At 66.0% G+C, this 1,840-nt stretch carries 2 protein-coding genes; both read left to right on the top strand.

Annotated features, from left to right (window positions below; all coding sequences use genetic code 11):
- Positions 1-1,228: aspartate kinase (locus tag WBF82_RS12140; protein WP_424383273.1), on the top strand; the 1,228-nt coding region annotated here is incomplete at its 5' end.
- Positions 1,209-1,840 (top strand): aspartate-semialdehyde dehydrogenase (locus WBF82_RS12135; protein WP_424383272.1); only part of this gene is annotated, 632 nt, incomplete at its 3' end. The genes WBF82_RS12140 and WBF82_RS12135, both read left to right, overlap by 20 nt.

Genomic DNA, 1,840 nt, shown 5'->3' with positions numbered 1-1,840 from the left:
GGCAGACGCCGGACGGATCCGCCGCGTCGCCGAACGCATCGTCGAGGCCAAAAAGCAAGGCAACGATGTCGTCGTGGTCGTTTCGGCGATGGGCGACACCACCGACAACCTGCTGGATCTGGCCCAGCAGGTGTGCCCAGCCCCGCCGGCGCGCGAGCTGGACATGCTGCTGACCGCCGGCGAGCGCATCTCCAACGCGCTGGTGGCGATGGCCATCGAATCGCTCGGTGCGCAAGCCCGCTCGTTCACCGGCTCGCAAGCCGGCGTCATCACCACCCGGGCCCACGGCAAGGCCAAGAGCATCGCCGTCACCCCGGCTCGGGTGCAGTCCGCGCTCGATGAGGGGCTGGTCGTCCTGGTCGCAGGGTTCCAGGGCGTTAGCCAGGACACCAGGGACGTCACCACGCTGGGCCGCGGCGGCTCTGACACCACCGCGGTTGCGCTGGCCGCGGCTCTGAAGGCCGACGTCTGCGAGATCTACACCGATGTGGACGGGATTTTCAGCGCGGACCCGCGGATCGTTCCAAATCCGCGGCGGCTGGACACGGTCACGTTCGAGGAGATGCTCGAAATGGCCGCCTGCGGCGCCAAAGTACTGATGCTGCGCTGCGTGGAATACGCCCGCCGCTACAACATTCCGGTGCACGTCCGGTCGTCGTACTCGGACAAGCCAGGCACCGTCGTCACCGGATCGATCGAGGACATACCCATGGAAGAGCCCATTCTGACCGGCGTCGCACACGACCGCAGCGAGGCCAAGGTGACCGTCGTCGGCATCCCCGACCATCCCGGCTACGCGGCCAAGGTGTTTCGCGCGGTCGCCGACGCCGATGTCAACATCGACATGGTGCTGCAGAACATCTCCAAGATCGAAAACGGCAAGACCGACATCACGTTCACCTGCCCGCGCGACAGCGGCCGAGTCGCGGTCGCGACGCTGGATGCGCTCAAAGACGAAATCGGTTTCAGCCAAGTGCTTTACGACGATCACATCGGCAAGGTGTCGCTGATCGGTGCCGGCATGCGCAGCCATCCGGGGGTGACCGCCACGTTCTGCGAGGCGCTGGCCGGTGTCGGGGTCAACATCGATCTGATCTCAACGTCGGAGATCCGGATCTCGGTGCTGTGCCGCGACACTGAACTAGATAAGGCTGTTGTCGCCATCCATGAGGCGTTCGGGCTCGGCGGGGCCGAAGAGGCCACGGTTTATGCGGGGACGGGACGTTAGATTGGGTGCCAATCGGCTTTCTATAGGCATAGTTGGCGCCACCGGTCAGGTGGGCCAGGTGATGCGCAGGCTGCTCGACGAGCGCGACTTCCCGGCAACCAGCGTGCGGTTTTTCGCTTCGGCTCGCTCGCAGGGCCGCAAGCTGACCTTCCGTGGCGAGGAAATCGAAGTCGAGGATGCCGAAACCGCCGATCCGACCGGTCTGGACATCGCGCTGTTCTCCGCCGGCGGGGCGATGTCGCGGGTGCAGGCCCCTCGGTTCGCGGCGGCCGGGGTGACGGTGATCGACAATTCGTCGGCCTGGCGCAAGGACCCGGACGTGCCGCTGGTGGTCTCCGAGGTGAACTTCGCGCGCGATGCGCATCACCGCCCCAAGGGCATCATCGCCAACCCGAACTGCACCACGATGGCCGCGATGCCGGTGCTCAAGGTGTTGCACGATGAGGCCCAGCTGGTGCGGCTGGTGGTGTCGAGCTATCAAGCGGTATCCGGCACCGGGTTGGCCGGGGTGGAAGAACTACTTACCCAGGCCCGTTCGGCCATCGACAACGCCCCCGAGCAGCTGGTCCACGACGGCAGCGCGGTGGCGTTCCCGGAGCCGAAGGCTTACGT

The organism is Mycobacterium sp. (genome assembly GCF_049673265.1).
GTDB lineage: Bacteria > Actinomycetota > Actinomycetes > Mycobacteriales > Mycobacteriaceae > Mycobacterium.
Note: the sequence above shows the minus strand (reverse complement) of the source record. Positions and strands in the feature narration are given on the sequence as shown.